General features: G+C 34.1%; 26 protein-coding genes. 18 read left to right on the plus strand and 8 right to left on the minus strand.

Annotated elements, in window-relative coordinates; genetic code table 11:
* The first annotated feature begins 71 nt into the window (after positions 1–71).
* Positions 72–266, plus strand: a complete 195-nt coding sequence (locus ACR1PN_RS10380) for a hypothetical protein (RefSeq protein ID WP_433979987.1) — start codon at positions 72–74, stop codon at positions 264–266.
* 49 nt (positions 267–315) lie between these two features.
* Here the strand turns inward: ACR1PN_RS10380 and ACR1PN_RS10385 are convergent, their stop codons facing one another.
* Together ACR1PN_RS10385 and ACR1PN_RS10390 are read right to left on the minus strand one after the other, a co-directional pair.
* Positions 316–504, minus strand: a complete 189-nt coding sequence (locus ACR1PN_RS10385; protein WP_433979988.1) for an Arc family DNA binding domain-containing protein — start codon at positions 502–504, stop codon at positions 316–318.
* Positions 505–682: 178 nt separating this feature from the next.
* The gene (locus ACR1PN_RS10390; RefSeq protein WP_433979989.1) at positions 683–1561 is read right to left on the minus strand and encodes an SPFH domain-containing protein; all 879 of its coding nucleotides are present in this window, start codon (positions 1559–1561) and stop codon (positions 683–685) included.
* 292 nt (positions 1562–1853) lie between these two features.
* Between ACR1PN_RS10390 and ACR1PN_RS10395 the strand changes: the two genes are divergently transcribed.
* From ACR1PN_RS10395 to ACR1PN_RS10405, 3 genes are all read left to right on the plus strand, one after another.
* Positions 1854–2600 (plus strand): hypothetical protein, encoded by a 747-nt coding sequence (locus ACR1PN_RS10395; RefSeq protein ID WP_433979990.1) that lies wholly within the window; start codon positions 1854–1856, stop codon positions 2598–2600.
* Positions 2601–2908: 308 nt separating this feature from the next.
* Positions 2909–3559 carry a sensor histidine kinase gene (locus tag ACR1PN_RS10400; RefSeq protein ID WP_433979991.1) on the plus strand — a complete coding sequence of 217 codons (651 nt, stop codon included), beginning with the start codon at positions 2909–2911 and terminating at the stop codon, positions 3557–3559.
* 142 nt (positions 3560–3701) lie between these two features.
* Positions 3702–4469, plus strand: a complete 768-nt coding sequence (locus ACR1PN_RS10405) for a LytR/AlgR family response regulator transcription factor (protein ID WP_433979992.1) — start codon at positions 3702–3704, stop codon at positions 4467–4469.
* Positions 4470–4612: 143 nt separating this feature from the next.
* Here ACR1PN_RS10405 and ccsA read toward each other — a convergent pair whose 3' ends face one another.
* The gene (gene ccsA / locus ACR1PN_RS10410) at positions 4613–7936 is read right to left on the minus strand and encodes a cytochrome c biogenesis protein CcsA (protein WP_433979993.1); all 3324 of its coding nucleotides are present in this window, start codon (positions 7934–7936) and stop codon (positions 4613–4615) included.
* A 249-nt stretch (positions 7937–8185) separates the two neighbouring features.
* On the opposite strand from ccsA, the gene ACR1PN_RS10415 reads away from it, so the two are divergent.
* From ACR1PN_RS10415 to ACR1PN_RS10435, 5 genes are all read left to right on the plus strand, one after another.
* Positions 8186–10711 carry a DNA translocase FtsK 4TM domain-containing protein gene (locus ACR1PN_RS10415; RefSeq protein WP_433979994.1) on the plus strand — a complete coding sequence of 842 codons (2526 nt, stop codon included), beginning with the start codon at positions 8186–8188 and terminating at the stop codon, positions 10709–10711.
* A 265-nt stretch (positions 10712–10976) separates the two neighbouring features.
* Positions 10977–11624, plus strand: a complete 648-nt coding sequence (locus ACR1PN_RS10420) for a LolA family protein (RefSeq protein WP_433979995.1) — start codon at positions 10977–10979, stop codon at positions 11622–11624.
* 68 nt (positions 11625–11692) lie between these two features.
* Positions 11693–13147, plus strand: coding sequence for an LptF/LptG family permease (locus ACR1PN_RS10425; RefSeq protein WP_433979996.1), 1455 nt, complete (start codon positions 11693–11695; stop codon positions 13145–13147).
* A 125-nt stretch (positions 13148–13272) separates the two neighbouring features.
* Positions 13273–13617 carry a hypothetical protein gene (locus tag ACR1PN_RS10430; protein ID WP_433979997.1) on the plus strand — a complete coding sequence of 115 codons (345 nt, stop codon included), beginning with the start codon at positions 13273–13275 and terminating at the stop codon, positions 13615–13617.
* 56 nt (positions 13618–13673) lie between these two features.
* Complete coding sequence (locus ACR1PN_RS10435; RefSeq protein ID WP_433979998.1) at positions 13674–14324, plus strand: hypothetical protein; 651 nt, start codon at positions 13674–13676, stop codon at positions 14322–14324.
* A 55-nt stretch (positions 14325–14379) separates the two neighbouring features.
* Here the strand turns inward: ACR1PN_RS10435 and frr are convergent, their stop codons facing one another.
* Entirely contained in the window at positions 14380–14934 is a 555-nt protein-coding gene (frr, locus tag ACR1PN_RS10440; RefSeq protein WP_378171840.1) for a ribosome recycling factor, read from the minus strand.
* Positions 14935–15036: 102 nt separating this feature from the next.
* The gene (gene pyrH / locus ACR1PN_RS10445) at positions 15037–15744 is read right to left on the minus strand and encodes a UMP kinase (protein WP_034676378.1); all 708 of its coding nucleotides are present in this window, start codon (positions 15742–15744) and stop codon (positions 15037–15039) included.
* Positions 15745–15910: 166 nt separating this feature from the next.
* On the opposite strand from pyrH, the gene porQ reads away from it, so the two are divergent.
* The 5 genes from porQ (at position 15911) to ACR1PN_RS10470 (ending at position 18989) form a co-directional block, all read left to right on the plus strand.
* Positions 15911–16903: a type IX secretion system protein PorQ gene (gene porQ / locus ACR1PN_RS10450; protein WP_433979999.1), complete on the plus strand. Its 993-nt coding sequence runs from the start codon at positions 15911–15913 to the stop codon at positions 16901–16903.
* Between the two features lie 80 nt (positions 16904–16983).
* Positions 16984–17670, plus strand: a complete 687-nt coding sequence (cmk, locus tag ACR1PN_RS10455) for a (d)CMP kinase (protein ID WP_433980000.1) — start codon at positions 16984–16986, stop codon at positions 17668–17670.
* A 79-nt stretch (positions 17671–17749) separates the two neighbouring features.
* Complete coding sequence (locus ACR1PN_RS10460; protein ID WP_378171848.1) at positions 17750–18100, plus strand: YtxH domain-containing protein; 351 nt, start codon at positions 17750–17752, stop codon at positions 18098–18100.
* A gap of 79 nt (positions 18101–18179) precedes the next feature.
* A complete protein-coding gene (locus ACR1PN_RS10465) occupies positions 18180–18488 on the plus strand; it encodes a phage holin family protein (protein WP_378171850.1) in 309 nt (102 codons plus the stop codon).
* A 3-nt stretch (positions 18489–18491) separates the two neighbouring features.
* The gene (locus ACR1PN_RS10470; RefSeq protein WP_378171852.1) at positions 18492–18989 is read left to right on the plus strand and encodes a phosphoribosyl-ATP pyrophosphatase; all 498 of its coding nucleotides are present in this window, start codon (positions 18492–18494) and stop codon (positions 18987–18989) included.
* 83 nt (positions 18990–19072) lie between these two features.
* Here the strand turns inward: ACR1PN_RS10470 and ACR1PN_RS10475 are convergent, their stop codons facing one another.
* Positions 19073–19798, minus strand: coding sequence for a TrmH family RNA methyltransferase (locus ACR1PN_RS10475; RefSeq protein WP_433980001.1), 726 nt, complete (start codon positions 19796–19798; stop codon positions 19073–19075).
* Between ACR1PN_RS10475 and ACR1PN_RS10480 the strand changes: the two genes are divergently transcribed.
* Positions 19784–22381, plus strand: a complete 2598-nt coding sequence (locus tag ACR1PN_RS10480) for a BamA/TamA family outer membrane protein (RefSeq protein WP_433980002.1) — start codon at positions 19784–19786, stop codon at positions 22379–22381. The genes ACR1PN_RS10475 and ACR1PN_RS10480 overlap by 15 nt on opposite strands.
* On the opposite strand, the gene ACR1PN_RS10485 is transcribed toward ACR1PN_RS10480, so the two are convergent.
* Together ACR1PN_RS10485 and ACR1PN_RS10490 are read right to left on the minus strand one after the other, a co-directional pair.
* Positions 22378–22995 (minus strand): SanA/YdcF family protein, encoded by a 618-nt coding sequence (locus ACR1PN_RS10485; RefSeq protein WP_433980003.1) that lies wholly within the window; start codon positions 22993–22995, stop codon positions 22378–22380. The genes ACR1PN_RS10480 and ACR1PN_RS10485 overlap by 4 nt on opposite strands.
* On the minus strand, positions 22992–24116 hold the full coding sequence (locus ACR1PN_RS10490) for a flavin reductase family protein (protein ID WP_433980004.1): 1125 nt from the start codon (positions 24114–24116) through the stop codon (positions 22992–22994). Before ACR1PN_RS10490 ends, ACR1PN_RS10485 begins: the two co-directional genes overlap by 4 nt.
* Before the next feature lie 30 nt (positions 24117–24146).
* On the opposite strand from ACR1PN_RS10490, the gene ACR1PN_RS10495 reads away from it, so the two are divergent.
* The 3 genes from ACR1PN_RS10495 to ACR1PN_RS10505 all read left to right on the plus strand — a co-directional run bounded on the left by ACR1PN_RS10495 (position 24147) and on the right by ACR1PN_RS10505 (position 26768).
* The gene (locus ACR1PN_RS10495) at positions 24147–24707 is read left to right on the plus strand and encodes a TlpA family protein disulfide reductase (protein WP_433980005.1); all 561 of its coding nucleotides are present in this window, start codon (positions 24147–24149) and stop codon (positions 24705–24707) included.
* Positions 24708–24723: 16 nt separating this feature from the next.
* The gene (locus ACR1PN_RS10500; RefSeq protein ID WP_433980006.1) at positions 24724–25695 is read left to right on the plus strand and encodes a FecCD family ABC transporter permease; all 972 of its coding nucleotides are present in this window, start codon (positions 24724–24726) and stop codon (positions 25693–25695) included.
* 149 nt (positions 25696–25844) lie between these two features.
* Entirely contained in the window at positions 25845–26768 is a 924-nt protein-coding gene (locus ACR1PN_RS10505; protein WP_433980007.1) for an ABC transporter ATP-binding protein, read from the plus strand.
* Positions 26769–26779 lie beyond the last annotated feature (11 nt).

Here is a 26779-nt window from a genome sequence, read left to right on the forward strand (position 1 = left end):
TTTTTAACCTATTTCTTATTTGGAATCATTATAAACATACTTATCTTTGTACAATATCATTTACTACTAAAATGGAAAATAAGGAAATTATCGACGATCAGAATACAGAGAAAAGCACACGATGGAAAAAGATGCTGAAGAAATTCGGGATTTGGGGAATTGTTTTTTTTACTGTGAAAGGCATCATTACTTCTACCCTTATTTATTTCTTAGGTAAAAATTTCTGGAGCGTAATCAGCGGTTATTTTACCGGCATAGTAGAATAAAAAAAGCAAAGAATAATTCTCTGCTTTTCATTTTATTTAAAACTAAATTTCACTCTTTTTTCTTTCTTCCCGAATTGATCAGACTCTGATTAAGAAGGTATTCAATTTGTCCGTTAACGCTTCTGAACTCATCATTTGCCCATTTTTCAAGAAGTTTGTAGGTCGTCTCATCTATCCTTATGACGAAAGATTTTTTGCTTTTGCTTTCGGGAGAGTTCTGAGCTTTTTCTGATTTCATTTTCTTGTTTTTCTTATCGTTAAGTTTTTTTAACGCAAAGTGCGCAAAGATTTTTTTAATGGATTGAGAATATTTCGTTCGCAAAGGCGTTTCACTCAGCAAAGAACATTGTAATTTAATTTATTAATTTATAATTACAAATAGTTTTTTTTTATCAATCTTAGCCTAAAACTCAACCTTAATTATACAAAGTTCCGGCATTTAAAATGGGTGTTGCTGCTTTTTCTCCACATAAAACAACCATTAAATTGCTTACCATCGCTGCTTTTCTTTCGTCATCCAATTCAACAATATTTTCTTCCGAAAGTTTCTTTAATGCTAAATCTACCATTCCTACTGCGCCTTCCACGATTTTCGTTCTTGCCGCAACAATTGCTGTAGCCTGTTGTCTTTGAAGCATTGCTCCAGCAATTTCTGAAGCATACGCCAAGTGAGATATTCTTGCTTCCTGAATAATAATTCCTGCTTTTGAAAGCCTGTCTGTGAGCTCCTGTTCAAGAATAGAATTGATTTTCTCGCCACCTTCTCTAAGTGTAATCGGAGCATGGTCATCCTCCAAATTGTCGTAAGGAAAGCTCATCGCTAAATGACGAACTGCCGCTTCACTCTGCATTTTTACAAAATCTGAATATCTTTCAACATCAAAAGCAGCTTTGTAGGTGTCTCCTACTTTCCAGACCATTACAACTGCAATTTCGATGGGATTACCCATTTTATCATTCACTTTCAGAGTTTGCCCCTGTAAGTTTTCAGAACGCAAAGACATTTTTTGAGATGAATATAATGGATTGATAAAAAACAGTCCGTTGTCTTTTACTGTTCCGACATATCTTCCGAAGAAGTTTAAAACTCTAGAATGGTTAGGCTGAATAATCATTAAACCTTTCAATAAAAAGCACATTAGAAAGAATGCTATAATTGAGATAATAATGTAAGTGACATCAACGTCTTCACCGTCATTAATTCCTGTGATAAAAAGGTAAGCTGAACCTCCCAATAAAACTAATGAGAGAATTAATGCTAAATAACCTGACATTGGTTTTAAAACTTTTTCCATAATTGTAATTTTTAAAGTGATATTAATTTGATATCATAAAGATATGTATAAATTGAATATGATTTATTTTTTTATTCTATTTTTTTTAGAAATCCGTTTCATTTTAGTAGTTTTTCAAACAATACTTGGGTAGTATATAAGTATTATATTCATAAACTGATAAATACTCCAAATCAACTCATCTTATAATTTCCTTAATCCAGTCATTTTTTTCACGTATTCATTATTTTGTTATTGGTTAAGGGATAGTAAGAAAATACTTTTGCTCTGTAAACATTTAAAATTAAAAAAAATGAATAGAGAATTAGTATTTTTAAGAAGCTTTGCGGTGGCGACCGTTATCGGAATTGTATTCATTACCTCTACTGCTTTTAAGAAATCAGGCAACCAAAAATTCATTGAGATAGACGTAGAACGCATCAACATTGTTGAAAAAGACGGGACGGTAAAAATGGTTATTACCAATGTAGACCGTTTTCCAAATGGAACAGATAAAATCAATAATCGCCCTACCAACGCAGATAGAAAAAAACGTTCAGGTATGCTGTTCTTTAACGAGGAAGGCATTGAGGCAGGCGGATTTATTTACGATGGAAGAAAAACCAAAAATGGGCATTCGGCTGGACTTTCCCTTACTTATGACCAATACGATGGCGACCAAGTAATGCAATTACTTACACAAGATATGGAAAAAGATGGAAAAAGATTTGTAAGCAGTACATTGGCTTTTAACGACCGGCCAAGCAAAGAATCACAACTTAAAACAATGGAAATAATGAACGAGTTGGAAGCGCTTCGCAAAAAAGATCCTAAAGCTATGGAAGAGAAATACAAAGTTTATGAAGCGCAAGGATTAATTGGGGGCGTACCTCGTGTAATGTTGGGCAAATCCAGAAACCATAACAATGGATTATTTCTTTTTGATGATAAAGGCTTGCCAAAAGCGATGTTTTATGTAGACAAGGAAAATAATGCAAAGCTGGATTTCTTTGATGAAAAAGGAAACGTTATTGCTTCATTTCCTGAAAAGAAAAAATAAAAGTCTTACTATAGAAAACAGTCCTTTGAAATCAGAGGGTTGTTTTTTTGTAAATTGCCTTATCAAAATTTCAATGAAAACTTTAATCAATAAAATACACTCAAACCGTTATTTTTTGCTGTTTATTTTGCTGTTTGCATACATACAGTCAGTTTACACCCGTATATCTGTTAGAAGGCAAATCGATGCTTATACTTTTACGCCCGAAGCGAGTTTGGCGACATTAGTAGGGGGCTAGTATTTTATTCCTGATTATTCTTTTCTTTATTCGAAGATGGCAAACATCAGATGTATTCAATACTCGGATAATGTTGAAGGTCTTTGGAACTTCATTATTTGTATTTGTAATTTCAATGCAGTCGATAGGCTTTTTAATTGCATTGGTTTTTGATAAAATAGAACAGAATTTTAACCAGCAAACATTTATAATTTCCTTATTTTCTAATTTTTTGGATGGAATTATTTACGGCAGCTTTTTCCTTGCTTATTATTATTACAACAAAAATAGAAAGCACCTACAAAAGCTGGCGGTATACAACGAAGCCTTGGCAGAAAGTAAAATCAATCAGCTCAAGAACCAACTTAATCCTCATTTTTTGTTTAACAACTTAAATGTTTTAGATCAGCTGATAGAAGAAGACAAGCATAAAGCGTCCGAATTTTTAAACGAATTTGCCGAAATCTACCGTTATGTATTGCAAGCATCAGACAAAGAACTGATAGACATTAAAGAAGAAGTTGATTTCGCCAACCAATATTTCAAACTTATTCAGCATAAATACGAAAATGCGTATCAGCTGAATATCGAAAACAAAAGCACTAACGGTTTTGTCGTTCCGCTTACTTTACAATTATTAATTGAAAATGCTGTTCAGCACAACCTTGGCACGATAGAAAATCCTGTTACAATTCTTATCAATATTGATAAAAATATTGTTGTTGCCAACAAAAAAACCTAAAAAGAAATGCGAAACCTATATCAGGAAGGGCGTTGAAAAACTTGAAAGAACAATACAGTTTATTATCTGAAAACTCAATTCAAATACATCAATCTGATAATGAATTTTCAGTAACAGTTCCATTTATAGATAATCAAAAAAAATGATAAAAGTAGTCATCATAGAAGACGAAATTCCAGCGAGGAAGAAATTGAAACGATTTATTGAGGAATTGAATACGCCTGTTGAAATAGTGTCTGAAATTGATACAGTTCGTTCAGCTATTGATTTTTTTAAGAATAATCAGGTTGATGTTGTATTTTCAGATATTGAATTATTAGATGGTAATGCTTTTGAAATTTATAGCCAGGTAAGCATTAAATGTCCAATTATTTTTACTACGGCTTATGACCAATTTTGGATGAATGCCTTTGAAAGCAATGGAATCGCTTATCTTCTTAAGCCGTTTTCTAAAGAGCGTTTCCAAAAAGCTTGGGATAAATATCTGTTGCTTGGAAATTCTTCTTTGGATGCAACTAATTCGATTACTATTCTCACAAAACTAATCGAACATAAATTGACTGAGAAAGTCTATAAAAAACGGTTCTCAGTCAATTCACATCATGGAATGTACTTTTTAGAAATCGAAAAAATCCTGTTTTTTAAAGCTAATGAAGGCGTAGTTTTTGCCTTTGATGACAAAGGGAAAAAACATTTGCTTACTACATCTACATTAAAAGAAATTGAAGAACAAGTCAATTCTTTGGAGTTTTTTCGCATTAGCAGAAGCGAGCTTGTCCAAAAAAAACACATTGAAAAAATGGAGCGGTACAACAAAAATACGCTTGTAATAAAATTGAAAGGTTTCGAAACTTACCTCAAAACGAGCCAGAGCAATACGGCAGCATTTAGAGAATGGATGGAAAAGTAGTTGCTATTTTATAATCCATAAACCATCATTTGTTTTACTTTTTAACAAGTCTTTATCTTTTTTTTTGAGCTTTACTAAGCTTTTTATCGTAAAAAAATCCCGAAAAATTATTTTCGGGATTTCTATAATAATATAAAATGGATTTATTTTTTCTTTAAAGCAACAAACTTAAAGTATGAAACGATCGCTAAAGTAAACATTGTCGCAATACCAATGTAAACCCAAGCCGGAATCGGAACAGGATCTCCTGCTGCATAAGAGTGAAGTCCGCTCAGGTAATAGTTAACTCCAAAATACGTCATTACCATTGAACAGAACGCAAACATTGTTGCTACACTAAATGCCCATCTGCTTCTTAATCCTGGAACCAATCTCATGTGTAATACAAATGCATAGACCATAATTGAGATAAAAGCCCAGGTTTCTTTTGGATCCCAGCTCCAGTATCTTCCCCAAGATTCATTTGCCCAAATTCCACCTAAGAAGTTTCCTACGGTTAAGGCAAAAAGTCCTATTGTTAAAGACATTTCAGAAACAATTGCCAATTCTTTTAATGTAGAATCATTATGTAATTGGAACTGCTTTTTATTGCTAATAATATAAAAGATCAATGTAATAACAGCGATAATCATCGATAAGGCAAAGAAACCATAACTCGACACAATAATCGCAACGTGTACAACCAGCCAATAAGATTTAAGAACAGGAGCCAATGGTGTAATCTGTGGATTAAGTGCTACTGCACCGTGCGCAAACCCCATCATGATTACCGCAACCATAAATCCTGCTGCAGGAATTAATGCGTTAGAATGGTTTTTATTTGATAATTTCTTTTCAGAATCCTGCTGCTTCAATTTTGGATTTCCGAATCCGAAATAGAACATCATCCCTGCCGAAACTCCTATCCACGAAATAAAAATAATTGCCTCGTAACCGTTACTCCAAGGAGCGTGACCTGAAATATACCATCTCGCAATCAGTCCTAAAAAATGTATAACATATCCTATGAGTCCAATGTAAATAATTCCTTTAATAATATTGTTAAGAATTTTACTAGGTTTAAATAATTCCACAAAACCTAAAACAAATACTAATCCACCGATTATAGTATAGAAAATGAGTAAGAAAAAATTGATGTTTGCTTTATTGATGAAAACTTCCAAATCAACTTTTTCTTTTGAAGGAACAACTGCTTTACCCCATTTCTGCTGATAATCTGAAAGTTTTTTCAATTCAACATCTGCTTTGCTCCAATCTCCTGTTTTTTGAGCCTGAAGTGCTTCTGCAAAATACGGTCCCATTACTTTTTGAGATTCCATATCCGGTTCCATTTTTTGGTCAAGCCAAGAATGCCAGGTATGATTCGGATCGTTTTTCACAGGAACGATTCTCATGAACTGTCCACTGAAAAATTCATTGAAAATCTGAACTTTTTCGTTTAATTTAATAACCTCTTTGTCATATTCAGACTGCAATGCCGGTTTTTTACGGAATGCGGTGTTGTATTCTTCATCTAAAATATACGTTAGATTTCCGTTAGCATCAGAAGGGAAAAGGTTCATTAAAGTGGTATAGCCATCTTCGTTTGCCTTCACACGCTTCAAAAGTTCCTTTCCTCCTTTTGCATCTACTTTGATAAGAGGAACCATCGTCCAACTCGGCGTATCTGTATTGATTGACAAAAACCACTGTTCGGCTGTTAAGTATTTTCCGTCAGTTCCTTTAAATTTATCTTTTTGATACAATTTTCTCAAGACATCTAAAGCCTGAGTGTTAATCGGAACAATTCTACCTTCATAATTCTGCACTAAAAGATAACCGAACTTATCTGCGTGTTCCTTACTGATTTTATTTCTCGAAATAATCTCGTCTGGCGAAATGATTTGCATTTTCGTTAAAGGAGCAGCTAACGAATTCTGCTGATTTCCTTGTGACTGAACAGCTTGAGGAGTCACTTCATGAGTATGACCATCTCCTTCTTTATGTACATGAGTGCCGCTTCCGTCGTCAGTTCCGTGCATTTCGATTTTCTGAGCGCTTAATGTTAAGCTCAAAAATAACAAAACAACGGTTGCCGCTCTTTTCTTATTGATATCTTTCAGCATTTTATTTAATTTCCAGAAGTGAGTTCCTTTCCAGAAAAACATCACAAACATACCTCCGAATAAGAATGTATAACCGATATATGAAATTAAAGTTCCCCAGTAATCATGGTTTACAGAAAGTAAAGTTCCCATTCTGTCTGGCGTATAACTTGCCTGGAAGAAACGGTAACCTTTATAGTTTAGAACGTTGTTCATATAAATTTTATAAGGAGTCTGTTTTCCTTCGTCAATAATTTTCACATGACTTTCATAAGCACTCGGTGATGAACTTCCCGGATATGTCTCCATCACGAAATCATCAAGTTTAATGGCGAAAGGTGTATTGTAAATTTTAGGACCAAAACCAACCATGATATTCAATCCGTCCATTGTTACTTGTTTGTAAGCATTCGGATTTCCTCTCTCTACAGAAAGTTCCACGATTTGTTTTGTTTTAGGGCCTTCGATTTCAATAGTCATGGCATCAGGAACATTCTGGTCTTTTTTCTTATCTCCTTCAAAAGCCATTAATTTTCCTTTTCTGAGAGGTTCAGGAACAACTAATTTTAATTCATTAATACTGTATAAACTTCTCAAAACCAAAGGTTGATACTGATCTTTTGCAGTATTTCCTGTTGCCTGCGTCGCCATTGTCATATAGGTTGCATCAACAGGTGTTTTAATGAACATTTGTCCATTTTCCTTTTTAAATTCTACAGCTCCGTCAATAGCTCTGTTGAAAGTCACCAAAGTTCCGTTGATTGATTTTGTTTCTCCGGATTTGATGTAAATGTTCTGTCTTCCGGTTTCTGCAGTTGATACCAAATGAAGATATTCTGCGCCATTTGCATCAGCAATCAGACTGTCTTTTTTTCTCTGGACATAATCCAGAGTTTTTACTTTAACAGGTTTGCCGTGGAAATCATACGTTGCCTTAAAATCTTTGTGTAACGGCGACATCAAGTAAGGGATATCCTGATAGTTTAAAACATCTCCTTTATCTTCGATTTGGATTTTAAAAAAATGCTTATCAGTTACGATTTCATTTGAAGTTTCTCCTTCTCTGATACTCATCTGCCCTTCAAAACTGATGTATCTTGTAATGGCACCACCCACGAAAATAAAAACGAAGGCAAGGTGGAAAACCAAAACCGGCCATTTTTCTCTTTTCCAAAGTCGATATCTTCCGATATTTCCGATAAAATTGATAATAAGCAGAAGCATGATGAGTTCAAACCATTTTGCTTCATAAATTAAGGCTTTTGCAGCGGGGGTTCCGTAATCATTTTCGAGGAACGTCGCATAAGCCATGGAGAATGCGTAAACCAGCAACAGCACCGCCATTGTTCTGGTTGAAATAAGAATATCTTGGATCTTCTTCATGATTTTTTTACTTGACATGCAAAAATAAGGATGATAAACCGAAAGGGGGTTAAAAAAAGCTGTTTTTTATCATTTAAAAAGGGATTTGGCTTATTTTGAAGCATTCTTAATAAGCTTATTTTGATTAAATAAAACATAAAATCAAGACAGAATTCCCCTTGCAAAATATCACATCAAAAAACAAACGTCTTTTCCTCTAAAAAATATTTAAAATCTAAAAAAAACATTAAATTTGCGCAGACTGACATTATGGAAAAGAAATCACAGAAAAACCAAACACAGACGCCTGAAACAGGCAAAATCTTATCAAAACCACGTATTTTTTTCGGATTGACATTTATAGTTTTTGCCGGAGTGCTTACCCTGTCTTTTATTTCTTATTTGATGAATTGGAAAGCAGACCAGAGCCAGGCGGGAACAATGCTTGATAAGACGATTAAATCATCCAATATATTCGGAAAACTTGGTGACTGGCTCGGCAATATTTTTATTTTTGAAAGTATTGGTGTTGCTTCCTTCATCATTGCTTTTTTGTTTGTGGTTTTCGGAACTATGATTTTAAAGAAGAAAATCTTTAAGCCATGGATGACTTTCGGGCATTCTTTGTTCTTTATTTGTTGGCTGCCAATTTTATTCGGAGCCATTACAAATGGGCAAGGTGTTTTAAGCGGAGTTTACGGGTATCAGATTATGGATTCTCTGGCTGCAATCATCGGAAATGTCGGTCTTTGGGTAGTATTAATTGTGAGTATTGCGCTTTATTTTATTTTGGAATTTAATCTTCGTCCAAGCTCAATCAAAGCAAAACTGAATACCATTAACGAAAATACCATCGGGAAAGTAAGATCAATGATGCCAAATTCTGAGCAAAATTTTGACGCAGATCAGGAATTGGAAGACGAAATTAACGAAATACCATCAAACGTAACCGTAACAGACGTTACTGAAAATGTAAAAACTCCTGAACTGCCCAAAAGAGAATCTCCTTTTAGAGAAACTAAAAAGGAAGCAGAAGTTGAAACCATTGTAACACCGAATCAGACTTCATTTGATGATGAAAAAATAGTAATCCCGCAGACTGTTAATTTAAATCTTGATACAAAACCTACGATTCCTGTCGTAAAACCGGAAGATGCTTTTGAAGTTCACTCTAATTTTTCTGATCCGTCAACTGAAGATATCAAATTTAATGTAGAAGTTGCTCCTGTAATTGATATTATTGATGATGTTGAAAAACAGTCTCAGGAATTGGTTGATAAGCACGGTTTGTACGACCATCGTTTAGATTTGGCTAAATTCCAGATGCCAACTTTGGATTTATTGAAAGATTACGGAAACGAAGAAATCTCTATTAATAAAGAAGAATTAGAAGAAAATAAAAATAAAATTGTTGGTCTTTTAAAGAACTTCAATGTTGGGATTGCAGAAATTAAAGCAACCATCGGACCAACGGTTACTTTATACGAAATTGTACCGGAAGCGGGAATCAGAGTAGCTTCTATTAAAAAATTACAGGATGATATTGCTTTGAATCTTTCTGCTTTAGGAATCAGAATTATTGCACCGATGCCCGGAAAAGGAACGATTGGTATTGAAGTTCCGAGAAAAAATCCGACGATGGTTTCAATGAGATCGGTGATTGCTTCTCAGAAATTCCAGAATACGGATATGGATTTGCCTGTTGTTTTTGGGAAGACCATTTCCAATGAAGTATTCATGGCGGATTTATCTAAAATGCCTCACCTTTTGATGGCAGGAGCAACCGGACAAGGAAAATCGGTCGGTATCAATGCCATTCTAACCTCTCTTCTTTATAAAAAACATCCAAGCGAACTGAAATTCGTGATGGTTGATCCTAAAAAGGTTGAACTTTCTTTATACTCAAAAATTGAAAGACATTATCTGGCTAAACTTCCGGATGCCGATGAAGCGATTATTACAGATACAAATAAGGTAATCAACACTTTGAATTCTCTTTGTATTGAGATGGATCAGCGTTATGATCTGCTTAAAAATGCTTTCTGTAAAAATTTAAAGGAATACAACAAAAAATTTGCTGAAAGAAAATTAAACCCTGAAAATGGCCACCGTTATTTACCATACATCGTTTTGGTTGTGGATGAATTTGCCGATTTAATTATGACCGCAGGAAAAGAAGTTGAGCTTCCGATTGCAAGATTGGCGCAGTTGGCAAGAGCGGTAGGAATTCATTTAATTGTTGCTACACAAAGACCTTCTGTAAATGTAATTACGGGTATGATTAAAGCCAATTTCCCTGCAAGAGCGGCATTCAGAGTAATTTCGAGTGTAGATTCCAGAACAATTTTAGATTCTACAGGGGCAGACCAACTGATTGGTAAAGGAGATATGCTTTACTTTAACGGAAATGAGATTTTAAGATTGCAATGTGCTTTTGTGGACACTCCTGAAGTTGAAAGACTGGCTGAATTTATTGGCGAACAAAAAGGTTATGCTTCTGCATTTTTACTTCCTGAATATGTTTCTGAAGAATCTTCAAGTACAGTCGGAACATTTGATCCAAATGAAAAAGATGCATTATTTGAAGAAGCAGCGAGAATTATTGTTTCAACACAACAAGGCTCTACTTCGATGCTTCAGAGACAGCTGAAATTGGGCTACAACAGAGCCGGAAGAATTATGGATCAGCTTGAAGCGAGCGGTATCGTTGGTGGATTTAATGGTGCTAAAGCAAGGGAAGTTCTCATCAGTGATCTGCATTCTTTGGAACAGTTTTTGGAAGACCTGCGAAATTAAAATCTGAAAGTATCATTTAAAAAATATATAAGGGAAACAAAGTGCACTGAGATTTTTTAAATTTTGAAAATTGTTTCACAGAGCCGCTCCGCTTATAGGAGCGTAAAGTACAGTCAGAAGAGAAAAGATAATTTAACCTTGTATAAGCGAAGTGTCTTTGTGAGACTGGAAAAAGAAAAAAACTTTGCGGACTTCATGTTCAAGGGGAAATTTAACTTTCAGGTTTAACGAAAGTCTAAAGAATAGGAAAATTAGAAAAATAAAAATGAAAAAATTAGTTTCAAAAATAGTTTTAGGAGCATTTGTAGTGGGAAGTATGACTTTGGTTCAGGCTCAGAAAATTGATGCTAAAGCAAAGAAAATTTTAGACGATATTACGGCAAACTACAATTCCAAGAAAAATTCTTACTTCAAATTTGCTTTCGGAAGCGGAGTGAACGGAAAGGTTTCGAAAAATGAACCCGGTATCTACTATTCTGCAGGTGACAAATATAAGTTGAAGATTATGGAAACCGAGCAGATCTTTGACGGAAACAAAATCTATAATATCAATACAGAAGATATGGAAGTAACCGTTGCAAAACCAAATGCGAACAGCGCTATGTTTTCACCGATTAATTATCTCACTTCATATAGAAATGATTACAACGTTTCCTACAGCGGCAAGAAAACTGTGGATGGGGTAAGTGCAGATTTAATAAAATTGACTCCTGTAAAAGCAAACGGATTAAAATATATTTATCTATATGTTGATTCTGCGAAAAAGCAAATGCTTAAACTTGAGCAGTTCGGAAACAACAAAGATATTTCTGTGATTTCTATTAAAGAATATAAAGAAAATCAGCAGTTGGACCCGAATATGTTTGTCTACGATAAGAATAAATACAAGAATTATCTGGTTACAGAATTATAATTCTAAATAAATATTAAAATTTAAAAGTCACAAAGAAAACTTTGTGGCTTTTTCATTAATTTTGGCGAATGTTTAAAATATTAGACCGATATATCATCAAGACCTTTTTTGGTCCGTTTTTATTTATATTCAGTGTTCTGTTTTTTATATTTATTGTAAACATTATCTGGATTCAGCTGGGTCAGTTTATGGGGAAAGGTTTAACGACTTTACAGATCATGAAGCTCCTTTTTTATCTTGGGGTGAGTGTTATCAGTATGGTTTTGCCTTTAACGATTCTTTTGGCAAGTATCATGTCTTTCGGTGAATTGGGAGAACGGTATGAACTTGCCGCGATGAAAGCTGCCGGAATTTCTTTAACACGTGTGATGATGCCGCTTTTGGGCGTTACTACAGTTCTGGCAATACTACTCTACTTCTTTTCAAATAATATCATTCCTGATTTTCAGAGAAAGGCAAAAAATATGCTTTTTAATATTGCTCAAACCAAACCCGCGTTGAACTTTACTCCTGGTCAATTCATCGACCAAATTCCCGGTTTCATGGTGAAATTTGATAAAATTAAAGGTGAAGAAGGCAGAGATCTTGAAGGCATTTTTATTCATAAAAAAGCAGGAAATTTTGAAAATCAGCAAACGATTGTTGCCGAAAAAGGAAAATTTGCCAATGCAAAAAATCCGAAATTCATGCAGCTGATTTTATATAATGGATATGTTGTAGAAGACAGTCATGCCGGAAAATCGGATAATGTACGGGCAAAACAACCCGACCAGACAACAAAATTCGATACGCTGATTACCCATTTCGACATCAGCGAACTCATTGATAAAGCAATCGAAAAAGAACAGATTACTGATGATTATCGTTTTGAAACCTTTACACAGCTTTTTAAAACAATTGATAAGGCAAAAAAAGAAAATACTAAAACTATAGATAATGTAAGTAACGATATCATTAGTCAGACCAATGCTGTTGTTACTTATATGGATAAAAATAAAACGAAAGCTCCGGTAAAATCCCAATACAAATTAGATTCTATAAAAGGTGACAAAAAGCTTCAGATTCTCACCAATGCTTATTCCAGACTGAACGATCTGAAAGCGAACTTAGATTCAAAAAACAAAGAGCTTGATCCGAGTATAAAATATTTCAGTAAAGTGGTCCTTTACCAACAGAGAATTGTTACTTATTCTTTTACCTGTATCATTTTCTTTATGATTGGAGCAAGTTTAGGATCAATTATCAGAAAAGGAGGAATGGGTGTTCCCGTGATCATTGCCATCGTCATTTTCATTATTTTCTATGTGATTAATGTTGGCTTTGAAAACGTTGCCTGGTCCGGAAAAATGGACCCTTATCTTGCAGCATGGCTTCCCAATATCATTCTTTTCCCTTTTGGCGTGTGGATGACTTATAAAGCCTTAACAGATTCACAATTATTCGATTCTGAAAAATACAAGGCATTCTTTAAACCAATTACGAAAATTTTTGTCAAACAGAAAGAACATAAACGTTATCAATAAATTTAAATCCGGAAGAAATTTCGGATTTTTTGATAGGTAATGTTAAAAATTGAGATTTAATTCATATTACAATATTGTTTTTCTTTTTTAGGATTCATTATTTTCGCACAGATTATTATAATTAAATGAAAAAGACAATAGCCTTATTCCTTTTAGGAATATTATTTACTTCCTGTGTTTCAACAAAAGTTAGCCTCAAAAATAATTTTGATTACTCTGTTTTGAAAACAGATAAAAATTACATCGTAGAAAATCAGGATGGAAATAAAATCAGAGGCTTCAAATATCTAAGTCAGAACAATATGTCTGTTACCGGAAGTCAGGAAGGAAAAGAAATTTCGATAGAAAAATCTCAAATCAAGAGAATTCTGAAACCAAGTACAGGCAAAACTTTAGGATTAGTTGTCGGAGTGATAGGAGCTGCTGTCGTTATTCCGGCTTATGTAGGTAATCGTCCGGTTGGTCAGTAAAAAAGAAAAACGATTTGCATATTTTTTGCTGCTTTCAAAAAACAAAATATTTATTAATGAAAAAACTTGTTTTATTACCCGTTGTAATTATTTTATTTTCGTGTGAAAATAAAAAGAATGAATCTGCAGACGGAAAAATTTCAACCGATAGCTTACAAACGGTTTCAAATAAAAATTCTTCAGAAGAGGATAACGATTCTCCACAAACAGTTGATGAAATTAAAGCAGAATATGCGGTATTGAATAACCAGTTAATCGCCAAAAAGCTCGATTCTACAAGTTTTGATTATGAATGTGAGGAAGTTTCCGGAAATGTGGTTTATTACACACAAAACGGTGAACTGAAAAGTATCAAACATTTTCACGCAGACAGTCATTTTTCTTCAGTAGAAAATTATTACTTAAAAAACGGAAAGCTTTACTTTATCTTTAAAGATGATACGCTTTGGAGTTTTGATGGCGGAACAACTGAAAAACCAGAAACCAAAGACGAAATAGAACAACAAAGAATTTATATTGTAAATGATAAGGCAATTGAATGTTTAGAAAAGAAATTTACCATTAAATCAAGCGCTAAAAACAATCCGAATCCTGAGAATATTCAGAATGTACCTAGTGAAAACTGTTCGTATTCAGCATTACAAAAAACTTTCGAAGTTCTTCTGAAAAATAAAGATCAGAAAGGAAAAATAAACTGTATTCTATAAAAACAAAAAAGAGGCTTCAAATTAAAACCTCTTTTTTATGATTTAAAACTGAAAATTATACTTTCATAATTTCAGCTTCTTTTGTCTTCAGGTGATCGTCACAAGTTTTCACATACTTATCTGTTAAAACCTGAATGTCAGCTTCAATATTTTTTATTAAATCTTCAGAAACTCCATCTAATTTTTTAAGTTCTTTCAAACCGTTTTGTCTTGCATTTCTTACTACAATTTTGGTGTCTTCTGTTTCAGACTTAGCCTGTTTCGCCAATTCTTTTCTTCTTTCCTCTGTTAAAGGTGGAACGTTAAGAATAATATTTTCTCCGTTGTTAGAAGGTGCAAATCCTAAATTTGAATTGATGATTGCTTTTTCAATCGCATTAATTGCAGTTCTGTCCCAAGGCTGAATAGAAATGGTCATCGCATCCGGTACAGAAACGTTTGCAACCTGATTAAGTGGTGTAGGAGCTCCGTAATATTCAACCATTACGTCCTGAACCATTGTTGTAGAAGCACGTCCTGCTCTGATTCTTTGAAACGCGTGATCCAAGTGCTTTACAGCTGCATCCATGTCCTGTTTTACAGACTCTACGATAAGATCTAATTCTTCCATTACTATATAAAAATTTGATAAATTACACATTTTAATGAGTGATAAGTAATTGGTAATAAGTAATTTAAACTTTTTACTTTTACCTTTTCACTTGGCTCTTTCCTAAAGATCAACTAATGTTCCAATATTTTCTCCGTCAACGATTTTAAGAAGGTTTCCGTCTTTGTTCATATCAAAAACGATGATTGGAAGTTTATTTTCGTGGCTTAAAGTGAAGGCTGTCATATCCATTACTTTAAGATCTTTTTCAAAAACTTCTTCGAAAGTTAAAGAATTATATTTTACTGCATTTTCGTTTTTCTCAGGATCGCTGTCGTAGATTCCGTCTACTCTGGTTCCTTTAAGAATAACATCAGCACCGATTTCGATCGCTCTTAAGGTTGCTGCAGTATCTGTTGTGAAATATGGGTTACCTGTTCCTGCTCCAAAAATCACTACTCTGCCTTTTTCAAGGTGTCTTACGGCTCTTCTTTTAATGAAAGGTTCAGCAACTTTATCCATTTCGATGGCAGATTGTAATCTTGTTTTGATTCCTGCATCTTCCAAGGCACCCTGTAAAGCCATTCCGTTGATTACGGTTGCAAGCATTCCCATATAGTCACCCTGTACTCTGTCCATTCCTTTTGCAGCTCCTGCTACTCCACGGAAAATATTTCCTCCTCCGATCACGATTGCGATTTCACAGCCTCTGTCAACCACTTTTTTGATCTCCTGAGCGTATTCCATCAGTCTGTCGTTATCAATACCGTATTGTCTGTTCCCCATTAATGCCTCGCCGCTCAGTTTCAGAAGGATTCTTTTATATTTCATCTTTAATTTTAATAATCGTTTTCAAGTATTAATCTCCCCGGAAATTAACTTTGCAAATATAATCATTATAAATATTGAAAAAAGAAAAATATTATACATAAAATAATCGCCTAAATATTTTGATAAGTAGCAAAAAGAATTATTTTTGCATTAATTAAATAATGATTTGAAGAAAGTTCTAATTTTTTCACTATTTCTTTCGGGAATTGTTTCATTTGCACAAACTGGAACAAACGTTTATTCTTTTTTAAATATTCCTGTCTCTGCAAGACAGGCTGCTTTAGGTGGTAATGCGATTACCATAAGAGATTATGACGTTTCTTTTGCGATTGCCAATCCGGCTTTGCTGAATAAAGATTCCGACAAACAGCTTTCCGTAAATGCTGCAACATACCTTGCCGATTCTAAATTCGGAACCATCGCTTTTGCAAAAGATTTTGATAATGGGCATATGGTAACGGTGAATGCAAGATATTTAGGCTATGGAAATATTCCGAGAACCGACGAAAGTGGTTTTGAGATGGGAGAGTTTTCTGCTTCAGATGTTGCTGTAGGAGCTGGCTATGCTTATCAGTTTGAAGAAGACTGGACGATTGGTGGTGGATTAAATTTTATTACTTCAAAAATCGACACGTATACCTCTTCTGCTTTATCAGGAACCGCAGGTATTACGTATCATAATAAACAAAGCAAAGAAGTTGCCTCTGTCGTTTTCAGAAACTTCGGCTATCAGTTTAAATCTTTTAATGGTGAAAGAGAAAACCTTCCTTTCAGAATAGATTTAGGCTACACTAAGATATTAAAAAATTTTCCTCTTGCTGTAACCATTACAGCACACGATCTTCAGCAGTTTGATATTTCTGAAGAGTACAATGTAAACGGGCAGGAAGTTGGCTTTGGAAGAAAACTTGCCGATCATTTTTCTATAGGAGCAGAATTATTCCCGGAAAAAGGCTTCAATATTCGTCTTGGGTATAATGTAAGACGTGGAAATGAACTTGCCGTTCAGGATCAGCGAAGTTTTACAGGACTTTCAGGGGGATTTGGGATTAAGATTTCAAAATTCCGTTTAGATTATGCCCATGTGAGATATCACAACTCTTCTAATGTAAATCAAATTGGGATTTCTGTCGATTTGAGCGGTCATCGGGGAGAATAAATTTCTTTAAAATTTGCAATTATTCAGGTTATGCTTGAAACCTTCTTGATTTTTTCAGAAAATTTCTTGAAATTTGTCTTATGAAAAAACCAGTAATTGCTATTGACGGCTACTCTTCCACAGGAAAAAGTTCAATTTCAAAAATTATTGCCGAAAAGCTTGGTATTGTACATTTAGATACCGGGGCATTATATCGTGGCATTACATGGTTTGCTTTGCAGAACTGTGTAGATGAGAACGGAAAAATCAATCTCGAAGAACTTTTCAAATCATTTCATCTTATCGAGCTTGAATTTAAAAAAGAAGAAGACGAACTTATTTTATATTTAAATAAAATTAATGTTTCTAAAGAAATACGTGCTGCCGAAGTTTCTGACAATGTCAGTTTAATAGCTAAGCAAAAAGAAGTAAGAGATTTTTTATTGGAAGCGCAAAGATCAATTGCAAGAAATGGCGGTGTAATTATGGATGGCAGAGACATAGGAACAGTCGTTTTACCCGATGCTGATTTTAAATTTTTCCTTACCGCAAGTATTGAAGAGCGAACAAAACGCAGATACAACGAACTTTTATCAATGGGATTCGAAGCAGATGAAAATCAGGTCAGAGAAAATCTTATTGAGAGAGACCGTGTCGACAGTGAAAGAGAAATCTCGCCTTTACGACAGGCTGAAGATGCTATTGTAATTGATAATACAAATCTGACAAAAAGTCAAACCATTGAAAGTATTTTGCAGCATCTTACAAAAATTAACAATTTTTATTAGATACTGATCTCGATTGGTATATTAATTGTAACCTTTTAAAACGAAAACTAGTATTTATTAACTATTAAAAAAACAAAAAATGTCTAGAAAAGGAAATAATACAGCAGGTATTCTGGCAGGACTTTTAGCAGGTGCTGCAGCAGGTGTAATTTTAGGAATGCTTTATGCACCTGAGGAAGGTAAAGAAACAAGAAAAAAAATCAGAACTAAAGCTAATGATCTGAAAGATCAGGCTAAAAATAAATATGGTGAAGTATCTGAAAAAGTAAAAGATCAGTATGACAGCATTTCTTCTACTTTTAAAGAAACTGCCAATAATGTAGCGCATACCGTGAAAGACGGATATGACAAATACAAAGATCAAATTGTTTCTAAAACTACCGATATGGTAAAGGACGTAGAATCAGGATTGAATGATCTTAAAAACTAATATTTAATTTTAATTAAATATAAAAAAGGAACTTTAGGTAAAAGAGTTCCTTTTTTTGTAACTTTTAAAAAAATTAGGGATGATTGAAACTATTAAAGAATATGCATCTAAAAGAATAGATTTGCTAAAAATTGAAGCCACAGAGAAATCTTCAATTTCGGCGGGTGTCATTGCCTATCTTGTAATATTGCTGGTTGCTTTTGGCTTTTTTATCATTCTTTTTAATTTCGGATTGGCGTTTCTGCTGGGTAAAGCACTTAATAATACTTCTTACGGATTTCTGATTGTAGCAGCATTTTATTTTGTTATCATGTTTTTAGTTGTTACCTTTAAGAAAAGAATTGTGCATATGGTCGCAAATAAAGTAATCGAATTTTTAAATCACTAAACTATGGGCAGAAATTACGAGAGTCTGGAAGAACTTAAAAGAAAAAAAAGACTTTTAAAAGGTGAAATTAAAGATTTGGAAGCTCTGCTTACGTTTAAGAACACCAAAGAAAGCCTGAGTGCATTTACAAATGGTCTTACTGATCAGTATCTGCAGGAAAAAATTGATGAGGACGGAGAAGAAAAAACCGTTATCAGAAAAGATGTTATTGCAAAACAGCTTACCTCTGAGGTAAAAGATATGCTTTTGAGCAAAAATGCGGCAGTAGGTTTGGCAAATTCTGCTTTCAGCGGAAATGCTGTTGATGGGCTCGTTAAATTAGGAGTAACCGCCTTAGTTGCCAACTATGCAAAGAAGAATATGAAGAGTTCTAACTGGAAAAAGAAACTTCTGGGAGCAGCATTGATTTATGTAGCACCAATTGCTCTGAAATATGTTCGCAAAAAACTGGAAAATTATCAAAAAACAAAGAGTCTCTCGAGTATGGAGCAACTTATATAAATTTGTTTGAGCGTTTTAGAGTTGGAGTGTTTAGTGTTTTATACTCTCCTCCCACTCTAAAGCCCTCAAAAATACTACAGCTCTCATACTCTGAAGAGTTGTCCTAAAATTATCCCTGCAGCCATAGAAACATTTAAACTTTCTGTAGACTGCGATTTTCCGAATCTTGGAATGCTTATTTTTTTCTGAAGAAATTTTTCTGTCTCATCACGCATTCCGTTTCCTTCATTTCCTAAGATTAAATTAATTTTATTTGGTTTTTTGAAATGATAAATGTTCTCCCCTTCCATATCAGTTCCTACATTAATATTTTCAGTTTTTGAAAGATATTCAACCAAATTACAGTATACCATATTTACTCTTGTAAAAGAGCCCATCGTTGCCTGAATTACTTTAGGATTATAAAAATCTACGGTGTCTTCACTACAAATAATCTGTTCAATGCCGAACCAATCTGCCAAACGGATTATTGTCCCCAAATTTCCAGGATCCTGAATGCCATCCAAAACCAACTGAAAGTCTTTATCCTCAAAGTCAGGCTCTTCCAAAAGTTCACAAACAGCTACAGAATCTTTAGGATTTCTCAGAAAACTTATTTTTTTAAGTTCATTTTCAGAGATGTGCGTAAACTGTACATCTTTGGACAGAAAATTGTTAGGTTCTGTAGAAAATATTTCTTTAATTTTAAAGTTAGAATTAGGAAGTTCGAGAATAGTTTTATTCCCTTCAACCAAAAACAAATTGTATTTTTGTCTGAACTTCTTTTTATCTAAAGATTGTAAAATTTTAATTGTATGAGCTGTAAGCATTATAAGAATTCTCCTCAAAAGTATTATAAAATTATTTCTTTTGCAACATTTGTAGGCTTACTTTATGCCTGCAGTACTACGAAGAAAGTTCCGGATGGTGAATATCTGCTTACCCAAAACAACTTCGAATTTGAAGATAAAAAAGAGTTTTTTGACGAAGAGCTGAAAGATTACGTACAGCAGAAACCTAATAAAAAGCAATTGCTTTTTATGCCATTAAGTCTTCTTTTCTATAATGCAGCCAATCCTAAGTATGATACGATCCTTAATGAATATATGACGTATCCGAGTGAAATGAGAAACCAGAAACTTCGGGATTCTCTTTTCATCAAATATAATATGCAAAGCAGTGTTGGGAAAAGTCTTTTCATGGATAGATTATATCACAACTGGGGAACTCCGCCTGTGATTTTAGATCAGACAAGAACTGAAAAAAGTGCTGAATCTATTGAAAAAAGAATGACCTACCGTGGTTTTTGGGATGCTGAAGTAAAATATGCCCATAAACTTGATTCGGCCAGCAAAAAGGCTTCCGTACAATATTCTATTAAGCATAATACTCCTACAAACATCAAAGAATATTACTATAATATTACAGATCCGGGAGTGAAAAGCATATTCCAGCAGAATATTAATCAAAGTCTGGTAAGATCGGGACAGGTATTAGATCAAACCGTATTGGAGAAAGAAATTAACAGAATCGGTGATCTGATGCGTCAAAGTGGTTACTATAAATTCAACGCAGCAAATGACGAAGTGGGCTTCATTGCAGATTCTTTAAAAAGCAGAAAAGAAGTACCGCTTGTTTTAGAAATACGAAAAGATTCTGCTGACAGACCTTACAAAAGAGCAACTTTTGGCAATATTGATGTAGCCATTGTCAACAGAAACCGGGATTTTCCGAGAAGAACCGTTAAAGACAGTTTAAGAAGGATAAGATTCCATAAGGTAAACGATAATTATAAGACTTCGGCTTTGTGGAGAACGATCATTGTTGATAATAAAGGTGTTTACGACCAGAAAAAACTTGATCTTACGAAGAGAAATATTCTTGCTATGAACAATTTCAGCATTCTGAAGGCAAGAGATTCTTTGAGACAAGGTGGTGTAACAGCTCCGAATGACAGCATCGTTGATGTGTTGTATGTACTTAAGCCACTTGATAAATATGATCTGAAAGTAGCAACAGACTTAAATTATTCTCAGTTTTTAAATTGGGGGATTTCTCCTTCAATAGATTTAACGACAAGAAATATTTTTGGCGGAGCAGAAAACCTTTCTACAAGTTTAGCAGGAACTATAGGTCGTGTTGTAGATCCTAAAAATCTTGATAAAAGAATCTGGGCATCCGAAGTTTCTGCACAGGCATCATTAAGTTTCCCTAGGTTATTGCTTCCGTTCAATTATTATAAGTTGATTCCTAAAAGATACACTCCTACCTCTTCAATTGTTTTGGGAGTTTCATCACAGAACAATATCGGTTTGGGAAGAACGAACTTTAATACAGGTTTAAATTATTTTGCAAACGTAAACGATCAGGTTTCTCATAGACTGACTTTGTTTAATACTCTTTTCAGTTTGACCAAAAATAAAGACAGCTACTACGATTTTTTTGTTGAGGATGATAACATAAGAGCTGGAGCATTTGCAGATTATTTTGAATATAATCCACAATTGGGCCAGCAATTTGAAGCAGGGCAATTCACCAGAGATGAAATTTCACAGAAAATCATTGAAGATCAGAATTACATAGCGACATTGGATGCAGTAAAAGCTGACAGGTTTGTAGACTTTACCGGGACCCTTGTAAATAAAGACCGACAAACCCAGGATGTTCTGATCTCTTCGATGGTGTATAATTTTATTTATAATGAAATCGGTAAAAAAGATTATCCTAATGCATTTTATTTTAATGGTAAAGTAGAATTGGCCGGCAATATCCCGAGTCTTTTCAATCAGAGAAGAGAAGACAACAGTGGAATTTTAAGAAGTCCTGAACGTACAATTTTTGGCATTCCTTATGCACAGTTTGTTAAATTCGATTTTGACGTCAGAAAATATTTTAGATTTAATGGGAATCAATCGTTGGTATTTCGTCAGTTTATAGGTTTGGGAATTCCTTACGGAAATTCATCGGCGATGCCTTTTGTAAGATCCTATTTCAATGGCGGGGCAAATGATATCAGAGCCTGGGTAGCATTTGGAGGATTAGGTCCGGGAGGATCTCAAATTGATGAAAGAGTGCGTACTTATCTTATGGGAAATGTTAAGCTTACAACAAATATAGAATACAGAGTTCCGTTTAGCGATATGTATGAGGGAGCACTTTTCACAGATATAGGAAACGTTTGGAATACTGAGAATAATGGTTTTGACGATCAGTTTAAATTTAATAAATTCATTAAAGAAATGGGAATCGGGAGCGGATTTGGGCTTAGGGTGAATGTTGCTTACATTACTTTAAGAGTAGATTTAGCCTATAAGATTTATGATCCAAACAAGCCGGATGGCGAAAAATGGAGATTCGATGACATCAAACCTTTAAAACCCACGTTAAATATCGCATTCGGATATCCTTTCTAATCAGGAGAAATACCTAAAGTAAAATATATTACAGCAGCCACTCTTGCGATAATTTCGCGGGATTGGTTTCTGTAGTAACTCTCCGGTTTGGTAACGTCTTGCGCATCAAATCCTAAAGCATTCATATTATTGTTTCTGGCAAAAAACAGGGCTCTTAAATTGTGAAAACCCTGCGAAACAATAATCACATTTTTCTTGTTATAAACGTCTTTACAACGTAAAATACTTTTATAGGTATTAAACCCTTCAGGATCTTCAATGATAATTTCTTCCGGAACACCTTCCTGGTAAATAAGGTAGTTTTTCATTGCGGCTGGTTCGTTGTAACCTTTGCTTTTTTCACCACTCACAATGATTTTTTTGATCTTTCCGTGGTGGTAAAGTAAAGCAGTGGCATCCATTCTTTTGGTAAAATACGGATTGGAAAGTCCGGAACGCATTCTCGGGGAAGTTCCCAGAACCAGAGCAACTTCACGAGGAGGAATCTTAGATATTTTGGTATAAGTTCTCCCGTTGGTAAGCCCGAAAACCCATGCATTAGATAAACAGATCAGAAGAAAAATAATTTCTGCTGACCCGAAAATAAGCCTGAATATGTTTCGAATGATTCTCAATTAAAATCAAAGTTAAGTTTTATTTTCTTTGTTTTAGCAATTGACATACATGCTAAAATTTTCCCATGGTTTTCCTCTTTTTCAGTTAAATATTCATTTTCGAGTAATTCTACTTCGCCTTCTTCCAGGGTGCATTCGCAGCTTCCACAAATTCCCGATTTACATGAATACGGAACAGGAAAGCCTTTTAACAATAACTGTTGCAGAATTTTATCTTTATTATTTTCAAGAACAGTCTCATAAATTTTTCCAAGCATTTTAAAATCTACCTGAATATCAGTAATCAACGGAAACTCTTTTTCTATAGGATAAATATCATCATTAAATTCTTCAAATAATTCAAAATGAATATTTTTCTTAGGAATTCCGTGATGATAACAGGCATTTGCAAGTGCTTTTATCATCTCTCCTTTTCCGCAGATTAGAACTTCATCCACAGCATCCCAGATTGTTGATTCTTCATCGGTATCATCAAGGTGCAGGATCTGATTAATAATTAAACTCAATTTTTTCTCATCCAATCTTCCATAAAAGAAGGAATTGGCAGTTTTTTCCTGAGAATAAAAATAAAAAATCTGTAATCTGTCTCCATGCATTCTGGCAAGATTATCCAAAACATCTCTATAAATTAAATCTCCGGAACTTTTATTTCCAAAAAATAAAAACAATCTGGTTCGGGGTTCGTTGTGAAGGATATTTTTAAAATGGCTTAAAATCGGTGTGATCCCTATTCCCGCAGCAAATCCTACAATCGTTCTGAATTCACTTGGTTTTGAAACTAATGTAAATCTTCCGTTCGGTTCACTCACCAAAAGTTCGTCACCAATGTTATAGTTTTTATATAATGCTGAAGTTGCACCTTCGGTAGAATTTACTTTTATTCCGAGACATATTTTTTTCTCATATGGAGCTGATGTCATAGAATAGTCATTGATGATTTCATGACCATAAGCTTGAAACTTTACACTGACAAACTGACCTGCTTCAAACTTAAAATTCTCTTTCAAATCCTCAGGAATTTCGAACTCCAGAGAAAAAGTATTTTTGGTCAGGTTCTCTTTTTTAGCTATTTTTAACCGATGAAACTTTGTCAGTTTCCCTTTGTAGATGTGTTCTTCCATACTGCAAATCAAAAATAAAGAAAATAATTTATGAAAAAGATAATTTTGTCCACTCTTTTAGTCTTAGCTCTTGTAAGCTGTAAAAAAGAAGCCGAAAAAACAGAGGGAAACATCAGTATGGCAGATTCTGCAGATGTTGTTGTGCCCGAGCCAGTTGCCGCCAATGCTTCATTAAAATCTTTATCTACACAGCAAACTACAGATTTTTTGCAGAAAAAGAATGATACTCTGTACGTAACAAACTTCTTTGCAACATGGTGTGGACCTTGTGTAAGAGAAATACCTCATTTTAAAAAGAAAATTGAAGAACTCAAAGATAAACCTGTAAAAATTACATTTGTCAGTGTAGACCAGAAACAAGTCTGGAACACAGAAGTTCCTCGCTTTACACAAGAACACGGTATTCAGAACCATACAATTCTTGTGGATGGACAGCTTTTGGATCAGAATTTTTTCGCTTCCAATTTTAAGCAATGGGATGGCGGTGCAATTCCGTTTACTTTCATGAGAAAAGGTGATAAAACTGACGAAACGCTTGGTATGATGAGCGAAGAACAGCTTAATGAAAAAATCAATTCTCTTTTAAAATAAATTGCAGACTTGTAGAATGTCTACCAAATTTAAAATCCTGTGTTTAATTTTACTGATTGCAATTGCTTTAGCAGCGATTATTAATCTGAATACAGGATTTTTAAGTTTAAATATTCAGGATTTTTTTACAGAATCATCAAATAGCCAAATTGCAGAAATTCGTGTAAACAGAGTTTTAGTCATGCTTTTGGCTGGAATTTCAATTCCTACATCAGGTTTTTTGATGCAGGAATATTTTCAGAATCCTTTGGCCGGACCCGATATTTTGGGAATTACTTCTGTGGCGAGTTTATCGGTCGCTTTTTACATCTTCTTTTCACATGATTTTCTCATTCCAGAATTTCTGCAGAACAGTTTTTTAAGTTTAGCCGCAATCGGTGGAAGTTTATTGTTGATGCTGGTTCTGTTATCCATGTCGAATAAATTTCAGGATAAATCTTATCTGATCATTTTTGGCTTTCTTGTCTCTGCTTTTGCAGGAGCGATTGTTTCACTGCTTCAGTTTTATGCGGAAAATCAAAGTTTGAAAAACTATATTTTGTGGTCTTTCGGAGCGAATAATATGGTGACGAGAAATCAAATCTATGTTTTGTCAATTTTAGTTTTCATTGGATTATTTATTTGTTTTAAAACAATAAAACCCTTGATCGGAAATTCGCTGGGAACATCTTACGCACAAAGTTTGGGAGTCAATTTAAACCAGTTGAAAATATTTATTATTGCAGCTTCTTCCCTGCTTTCGGCTTCTATTACGGCATTTTTAGGCCCTATTTTATTTATCGGAATTATTGTTCCGCATTTTTGCAGATTGATTTATAATCCCGCAAAACTTTGGCAACAATGGATATTGAATATGTTTTTGGGGATACTGATCATGCTTTTCTTTTCAATTATTGCTGAAAAAACTCAAATTCCCTTGAATGTAATAAGCTCAGTGTTTGGAATTCCTGTAATTTTAATGATGCTTTTGAGGCAGAATAAAGCGTAAAATTAATTATGAATTGTGAATGATCAATTGTTAATTTTAAAATTCTCTCGCTGATTTTGCAGATTATGCAGATGATTGAGAATAATTTTTTATTATTAAAGAATAAAAATCGGCGAAACCTCCAAAATTTGCGAGAAATAAAAAAGAAAATGCATCTAAAAATCAACCAAGCAAACATCGGCTACAGTAAGACCTTAATTTCAAATGCAAATGCACATTTGAATTTAGGCGAAGTATGCTTGGTGATTGGTAACAACGGTGTAGGAAAAACAACTTTAATAAAATCTATTTTAAATCAGATTCCACTTCTAAGTGGCGAAATTTCTATCAACAATAAAAATATTAAAAATCTTTCCGTTAAAGAAATTGCAGAGAGCATTGCTGTTGTTTTTTCAAAGTCAGTAATTCCGCAAAATTATACGGTTGAAGATTTAATTTCATTAGGGAAATACATTTACTATCCTTTTTATTTTGAGCTTAAAAAAGAAGACCGGGAAGAAGTTTATCACATTATAGAAGAACTGGATTTGGTTCAGTATAGAAACACTTTGTTGAAGAACCTTTCAGACGGTAATCTTCAGAAAGCCTTTATTGGAAGAGCTTTAACGCAGAACTCTCCTATCATTATTCTTGATGAACCAACGACACATTTAGATGAAAAAAATAAAATCATCATCTTAAAAACTCTTCGAAAATTAGCTCAGGAACAGAATAAATTAATTCTCTTCTCTTCTCACGACTGGCGTTTAGCGAAGGAGTTTGCAGACAAAATCTGGTATGTTAAAGACTGCCATTTATATTCAGGAATTGTTGAAGATGTTCTGCTGCAACACGAAGAATTGACGAACGCCTCCTTATTTCAGATGAACGATCAGTTTGTGGCTCCGAAAATCATTGCTCCAGATTTTTATAAAGAAATGTTGTTTTCTCTTCTTCAGAAAAACTTTCAAAAAGATCTTTCAGCACTACATTTTGAATTTCAAAACAACTTTTGGTTAATTTTCTATGAGTCTTCAAAGCAACAATGCGAATCTTTTGAAGAAATCGTTAATTTCGTGAAAACCATTTATTAATACTCTTCTTT

The sequence above is a fragment of the Chryseobacterium sp. RLHN22 genome, assembly GCF_051011795.1.
Classification (GTDB): Bacteria; Bacteroidota; Bacteroidia; order Flavobacteriales; family Weeksellaceae; genus Chryseobacterium; species Chryseobacterium zhengzhouense.

Excerpts from the sequence above, each read along its gene's own strand:
- ACR1PN_RS10475 (WP_433980001.1), bottom strand. The coding sequence starts at position 19,798 with ATGCTTACAGCTCATACAATTAAAATTTTACAATCTTTAGATAAAAAG.
- ACR1PN_RS10380 (WP_433979987.1), top strand. The coding sequence starts at position 72 with ATGGAAAATAAGGAAATTATCGACGATCAGAATACAGAGAAAAGCACA.
- ACR1PN_RS10425 (WP_433979996.1), top strand. The coding sequence starts at position 11,693 with ATGTTTAAAATATTAGACCGATATATCATCAAGACCTTTTTTGGTCCG.
- ACR1PN_RS10495 (WP_433980005.1), top strand. The coding sequence starts at position 24,147 with ATGAAAAAGATAATTTTGTCCACTCTTTTAGTCTTAGCTCTTGTAAGC.
- ACR1PN_RS10430 (WP_433979997.1), top strand. The coding sequence starts at position 13,273 with ATGAAAAAGACAATAGCCTTATTCCTTTTAGGAATATTATTTACTTCC.
- ACR1PN_RS10435 (WP_433979998.1), top strand. The coding sequence starts at position 13,674 with ATGAAAAAACTTGTTTTATTACCCGTTGTAATTATTTTATTTTCGTGT.
- ACR1PN_RS10420 (WP_433979995.1), top strand. The coding sequence starts at position 10,977 with ATGAAAAAATTAGTTTCAAAAATAGTTTTAGGAGCATTTGTAGTGGGA.
- ACR1PN_RS10490 (WP_433980004.1), bottom strand. The coding sequence starts at position 24,116 with ATGGAAGAACACATCTACAAAGGGAAACTGACAAAGTTTCATCGGTTA.
- ACR1PN_RS10385 (WP_433979988.1), bottom strand. The coding sequence starts at position 504 with ATGAAATCAGAAAAAGCTCAGAACTCTCCCGAAAGCAAAAGCAAAAAA.
- ACR1PN_RS10415 (WP_433979994.1), top strand. The coding sequence starts at position 8,186 with ATGGAAAAGAAATCACAGAAAAACCAAACACAGACGCCTGAAACAGGC.
- ACR1PN_RS10470 (WP_378171852.1), top strand. The coding sequence starts at position 18,492 with ATGGGCAGAAATTACGAGAGTCTGGAAGAACTTAAAAGAAAAAAAAGA.
- frr (WP_378171840.1), bottom strand. The coding sequence starts at position 14,934 with ATGGAAGAATTAGATCTTATCGTAGAGTCTGTAAAACAGGACATGGAT.
- ACR1PN_RS10460 (WP_378171848.1), top strand. The coding sequence starts at position 17,750 with ATGTCTAGAAAAGGAAATAATACAGCAGGTATTCTGGCAGGACTTTTA.
- cmk (WP_433980000.1), top strand. The coding sequence starts at position 16,984 with ATGAAAAAACCAGTAATTGCTATTGACGGCTACTCTTCCACAGGAAAA.
- pyrH (WP_034676378.1), bottom strand. The coding sequence starts at position 15,744 with ATGAAATATAAAAGAATCCTTCTGAAACTGAGCGGCGAGGCATTAATG.
- ACR1PN_RS10395 (WP_433979990.1), top strand. The coding sequence starts at position 1,854 with ATGAATAGAGAATTAGTATTTTTAAGAAGCTTTGCGGTGGCGACCGTT.
- ACR1PN_RS10405 (WP_433979992.1), top strand. The coding sequence starts at position 3,702 with ATGATAAAAGTAGTCATCATAGAAGACGAAATTCCAGCGAGGAAGAAA.
- ACR1PN_RS10400 (WP_433979991.1), top strand. The coding sequence starts at position 2,909 with ATGTTGAAGGTCTTTGGAACTTCATTATTTGTATTTGTAATTTCAATG.
- ACR1PN_RS10390 (WP_433979989.1), bottom strand. The coding sequence starts at position 1,561 with ATGGAAAAAGTTTTAAAACCAATGTCAGGTTATTTAGCATTAATTCTC.
- ACR1PN_RS10500 (WP_433980006.1), top strand. The coding sequence starts at position 24,724 with ATGTCTACCAAATTTAAAATCCTGTGTTTAATTTTACTGATTGCAATT.
- ccsA (WP_433979993.1), bottom strand. The coding sequence starts at position 7,936 with ATGAAGAAGATCCAAGATATTCTTATTTCAACCAGAACAATGGCGGTG.
- ACR1PN_RS10465 (WP_378171850.1), top strand. The coding sequence starts at position 18,180 with ATGATTGAAACTATTAAAGAATATGCATCTAAAAGAATAGATTTGCTA.
- ACR1PN_RS10505 (WP_433980007.1), top strand. The coding sequence starts at position 25,845 with ATGCATCTAAAAATCAACCAAGCAAACATCGGCTACAGTAAGACCTTA.
- ACR1PN_RS10480 (WP_433980002.1), top strand. The coding sequence starts at position 19,784 with ATGAGCTGTAAGCATTATAAGAATTCTCCTCAAAAGTATTATAAAATT.